General features: G+C 76.7%; 2 protein-coding genes. Both read left to right on the forward strand.

Going from position 1 to position 5,065, the window contains the following annotated elements; genetic code table 11:
- On the forward strand, window positions 1-3,447 hold a 3,447-nt coding region (locus ABT238_RS38495), incomplete at its 5' end, for an acyltransferase domain-containing protein (protein WP_350807288.1).
- Window positions 3,448-3,535: 88 nt separating this feature from the next.
- Window positions 3,536-5,065 (forward strand): type I polyketide synthase (locus ABT238_RS38500; RefSeq protein ID WP_350807291.1); only part of this gene is annotated, 1,530 nt, incomplete at its 3' end.

Raw genomic sequence — 5,065 nt, forward strand, 5'->3', positions numbered from 1 at the left:
GGGATGCTGTCCGTCGGCCTGGGCGCGGAGCGGGCGGCCGAACTGGTGGCGGGGGACGAGCGGTTGTCGCTGGCGGCGGTCAATGGCCCGTCGAGTGTAGTGCTCTCCGGGGACACCGGGGCGCTGGCCGCCGTGGTCGAGGGGTGTGAGCGTGAGGGTGTCCGGGCGCGGTGGATTCCGGTCGACTACGCTTCGCATTCGGCGTACATGGACGCGGTCCGCGACGAGGTCGTCGAACTGTCGTCCTCCGTTCGTCCGTTGGCGGGCCGGGTGGCGATGTTCTCGACCGTCACGGGCGAAGTGGTGGACGAACCTGAGCAGTTGGCGGGTTCTTACTGGTTCGACAATCTGCGCGGGACCGTTCGGCTGGACGCGGCGGTGCGCGCGGCCCTCGCGGGCGGGCACACCACCTTCGTGGAGTGCAGTCCGCACCCGGGGCTGGTCGTCCCGGTCGCGGATCAGCTCGAAGAGGTCCCGGGCGCCGTGGTCCTGGAGACCCTGCGCCGCAACGAAGGCGGTCCCGCGCGTCTGATGACGGCCTTGTCGGCCGCCTTCGTCGCCGGCCTGCCCGTCGACTGGACGACCCTGCTTCCCGCCGGCCGGCACGTCGATCTGCCGACCTACGCCTTCCAGCACCGCCGCTACTGGCTGGACCAGGGCGTCCGGGCCGGCGACCCGGCCGGGCTCGGGCTGGCCCCGGCCGGGCACCCGCTGCTGGGCGCGGCGGTCAGTTCGGCCCACGACGGCACCGTGCTGTTCACGGGTCGTCTCTCCGCCGCGGCTCACCCGTGGCTCGCCGACCACGTCGTCCTGGGTACGGCGATCGTGCCGGGGACGCTCTTCGTCGAGCTGGCGGCCTGGGCGGGCGGCGAGGTGGGCCGTCCCACCGTCGAGGAGCTGACCCTGCACACCCCGCTCGTCCTGCCCGACTCCGAGGCGCCGCGGATCCAGGTGGTCGTGGGCGCGCCGGACGAGTCCGGGGCCCGCGCGATCGGCATCCACTCCCGGCCCGAGCACGCGCCCGCCGACCAGCCCTGGACCCGGCACGCGGAAGGCACGCTGGTCGAGGGCACGGACGTCGACGGCGCCGGCCCCGAGTGGGCGAGCTGGCCGCCGCCCGGTGCCGCGCCGCTGGACGTGGACGACTTCTACGAGCGCCTGGCGGTCTCCGGGGTCGACTACGGCCCCGCCTTCCGGGGCCTGCGGGCCGCCTGGCGGCGCGGCGACGACCTGTTCGCCGAGGTCGCGCTCCCCGCCGAGCACGAGCGCGAGGCGGCCGCCTTCGCCGTGCACCCGGCGCTGCTGGACGCGGGGGTCCAGGCGCTCCGTGCGGGCGCCGGCGAGGACGAGGACGTCCGGGTCGCCTTCTCCTGGCACGGTGTCCGCTTCTCCGGCACGGGTCCGGTCGGCCTGCGGGTCCGGCTGACCCCGGGCGGGGAGGGCGCGGTGTCGATGCGCGTCGCGGACGCGGCGGGCCGTCCGGTCGCGGTGGTCGAGTCGCTGACCGTGCGCCCGGTCTCCGCCGAGCAGTTGCGCGCGGCCGGCGGTGCGCACCGGGACGCGCTCCTCCGACTGACCTGGTCGGCCCGGGGCGAGGACGCGCCGGGCCGTGCTGTGCCCGGACGTCTCGCCGTGCTCGGCGCGGCGGACACCCTCGACACCCTCGACACCCTCGGCGCCCTCGACGACTTCGACCCGGCGGCCCGGTACGCGGATGTGGCGGCCCTCGCCGCCGCCGTCGCGGCCGGCTCGCCGGCACCCGACACCGTCGTGCTCGCCGCGACCGACCTGGACCCGGACGCCGCCCCGGACGCCGAGCCGTCCGCCGCGGCATTCCCCCGGATCCCGCTCGCGGCGGCTCAGGTCGCGGCCTGGGCCACCGAACCGGGGCTGACCGACAGCAGGCTCCTGCTGGTGACCCGGCAGGCCGTCCTCACCACGGACGGGGACCGGGTGCCCGACCCGGCCCGGGCGGCTGTCTGGGGCGCGGTGTGCGCGCTCCAGGCCGCGCACCCGGACCGGATCCTGCTGGCCGACCTGGACGCCGACCCGGCCTCCGCCGCCGCACTGCCCACGCTGGTGGCCGCCGGCGAACCGAGGCTCGCCGTGCGCGGCGGACGGCTGCTCGCCCCCTCGCTGGCCAGGGCAGTGGCGGCCGACCGCGCGGCCCCGGCCGAGCCGTGGGGGGCGGGCGGCGGCACGGTGCTGATCGGCGGCGCGGACGGCCCGCTGGCCGGCGCGCTGGCCGGACACCTGGTCGCGGCCCACGGTGTCCGTCGCCTGGTCCTGCTGCCGGGCGGCGACGCGGGCATCGGTGCCGTGCACCGGCTGGCGGACCGGCTGGCCGGGGCGGGCGCGGAGGCCGAGGTCGTCACCTGGACGCCCGGCGACCACGACGGGCTGCGTGCCGCGCTGGACGCGGCCACCGCCGGGCACCCGGTGGCCGGCGTGCTGCTCGCGGTGGCCGGTGCGGCCCGCGACGACGCGGAGCCGGACGTCGAGGCGAGCCTGGCCCTCTCCGGGCTCCTTGCCGCGCATCCGGGCGCGTCACTCGTGACGCTCTCCCCGGCGAGCGGGCTGACCGGCGCCCCCGAAGCACCCGCGACCGCCGCGGCGGTCGCCTTCGCCGAAGCGCTGGCGGCCGCCCGGCACGCCGACGGCCTGCCCGCCGCCGCGCTCGCCTGGGGCCCCACCGGAGCCGGCGGAGCCGAGGCCGAACTCCAGGAAGGACTGCTGGAGTTGACGGAGGCCGAGGCGCTCGTGCTGTTCGACGAGGCGCTGCGTGCGGCCGGACCGGGCCTGGTGCTCGCCCGGCCCGACCGCGCGGCCCTGCGCACCCGCCCGGAGGCCGTGCGCGGTCCGCTGCGGCACCTGCTCCGCACCCCGGAGGTCCGCCGTGCGGCCGCCGGCGCCGATACGCCCGGGACCCAGGGGGCCGACGCCCTGCGACGGCGGCTGGCGGCGCTGTCCGAGGAGGAGCGCGAGCGCGAACTGGTCACGCTCGTACGGACCGTGGCGGCAGCCGTGCTCGGACACCCGGGCGCCGACGAGGTCGGGCCCGAGCGGGCGTTCAAGGAGGTCGGCTTCGACTCGCTGATGGCGGTCGAACTGCGGAAGCGCCTGGTGCGCGCCACCGGCGTGCACCTGCGCTCGACGCTGGTGTTCGACTTCCCGAACCCGGTGAGCCTGGCCCGCCACGTGCTGGCGCGCCTCGCCGAGGAGTCCTCCGGGGCCACACCGGTGCTCGCCGACCTGGACCGGCTGCACGAGGCGCTGCCGGCGGTCCTGGCCGAGGACGGGGCCCGCGACCGGATCGCCGAACGCCTGCGCGAGCTGCTGGCGTTGTGCGGGGCACCCGACGACGGGGCCGACGGAACCGACGAGGACGACCTCGGGTCCGCCAGCGACGACGAGCTGTTCTCCCTCGTCGACCAGGGGTTCGAGTGATGCCGCGGACCCACCCGGGCCCACCGTGGGACCGGCACCAGCACCAGACCAGCGACAACGACCGTTCGATCGAGGAGTCGGAGTAGACGTGGCCGAGTCGGAAGAGAAGCTGCGGTCCTACCTCAAGCGGGCCGTCGCCGACGCGCGGGACGCGCACCGGCGGGTCCGGGAGCTGGAGGAGCGGGGCCGCGAGCCGATCGCGATCGTGGGCATGGCCTGTCGCTTCCCGGGCGGGCTGTCGACGCCGGAGCAACTGTGGGAGTTCGTGGCGGGCGGCGGCGACGCGATCGGCGCCTTCCCGACCGACCGGGGCTGGGACCTGGAGGCCCTGTACGACCCCGACCCGGACGCCCCCGGCACGGCGTACGTCCGCGAGGGCGGGTTCCTCCACGACGCCGCCGACTTCGACGCCGGGTTCTTCGGGATCTCGCCGCGCGAGGCGCTGGCGATGGACCCGCAGCAGCGCCTGTTGCTGGAGATCTCCTGGGAGGCCGTCGAGCGGGCCGGCATCGACCCGAGCACCCTGCGCGGCAGCCGCACCGGGGTGTACACCGGGATCAACTGGCTCGACTACACCACCGTCCTCGCCCGGACGGCGAAGGGGCGGGACGGCACGCTGGGCATGGCCAACGCCGCCAGCCTGCTCGCCGGCCGGGTGTCCTACGTCCTCGGGCTGGAGGGGCCGGCGGTGACGGTGGACACGGCGTGCTCCTCCGCGCTGGTCGCGCTGCACCTGGCGGTCGGCGCGCTGCGCGCGGGGGAGTGCGACCTCGCGCTCGCCGGAGGCGCCACCGTGATGTGCACCCCGGAGACCTTCGTCAACTTCAGCCGGCAGCGCGGCCTCGCCCCGGACGGCCGCTGCAAGCCGTTCTCGGCGGCGGCCGACGGCTTCAGCCCCGCGGACGGGGCGGGCCTGCTGGTGGTCGAGCGCGTGTCGGACGCGATCCGCAACGGACACCCCGTCCTCGCCGTGGTGCGCGGCTCGGCGGTGAACCAGGACGGCGCGTCCAACGGGCTGACGGCGCCGAACGGTCCGTCGCAGGAACGGGTGATCCGGGCGGCCCTGGAGGCCGCCGGGCTGGCCGCACGCGACGTGGACACGGTGGAGGCGCACGGGACGGGTACCCCGCTGGGCGACCCGATCGAGGCGCAGGCGCTGCTGGCGACGTACGGGCGGGGCCGTCCCGACGACCGGCCGCTCTGGCTCGGTTCGGTGAAGTCGAACATCGGTCACACCCAGGCGGCGGCGGGTGTGGCGGGGGTGATCAGGACGGTGATGGCGCTGCGGCACCAGGAGTTGCCGCGCACCCTGCACATCGACGCCCCCTCGCCGCAGATCGACTGGGCGACCGGCAACGTCCGGCTGCTGACCGAGCCGGTGGCCTGGCCGCGTTCGGAGCGCCCGCGCCGGGCCGCCGTGTCGTCGTTCGGCGCCAGCGGCACCAATGCGCATGTGGTGCTGGAGGAGGCGTCGGAGGCGGAGGTTCCGGCGGCGGCCGAGGCGGCCGAGGCGGTCGAGCCGGTCGGCGGGGTGGTGCCGTGGGTGGTGTCGGCTCGGTCGGGTGCGGCGCTGCGGGAGCAGGTGGAGCGGTTGCGGGAGTGGGCGGTGGCGCATCCC

Source organism: Kitasatospora sp. NPDC001527, assembly GCF_040298605.1.
Classification (GTDB): Bacteria; Actinomycetota; Actinomycetes; order Streptomycetales; family Streptomycetaceae; genus Kitasatospora.